1 protein-coding gene is annotated in these 392 nt (G+C 68.9%); it reads left to right on the top strand.

Annotated elements, in window-relative coordinates:
• The coding region (locus tag QZH66_RS18680) for a proline dehydrogenase family protein (RefSeq protein WP_305807275.1) at positions 1–392 on the top strand (392 nt) is incomplete at both ends.

Here is a 392-nt window from a genome sequence, read left to right as displayed (position 1 = left end):
CGCTGTACCCGATGTTCGCCACGCACAACGCGCACACCATCGCGGTGATCAAGCAGATCGGCGCCGGTCACACCTACGAGCACCAGAAGCTGCACGGCATGGGCGATGACCTGTATGCCGAGGTGGTCCCCGCCGATCGCCTGAACGTGCCGTGCCGCGTCTACGCGCCGGTCGGCTCGCATGAGGACCTGCTGCCCTACCTGGTGCGCCGCCTGCTCGAAAACGGCGCCAACACCTCGTTCGTGAACCGCATCGCCGACAGCAGCATCGCGCTTGACGCACTGGTGCAGGACCCCGTGCATGCCGTGGACCAGGCTGCCGCCGCCGAAGGGCGGGCCGGCCTGCCCCATCCGCGCATTGCCTTGCCGCCCGACCTGTATGGCCCTGGCCGG

Source organism: Stenotrophomonas sp. YIM B06876, from assembly GCF_030711595.1.
Lineage (GTDB): Bacteria > Pseudomonadota > Gammaproteobacteria > Xanthomonadales > Xanthomonadaceae > Stenotrophomonas.
This window is presented reverse-complemented; position numbering and strand designations above follow the sequence as displayed.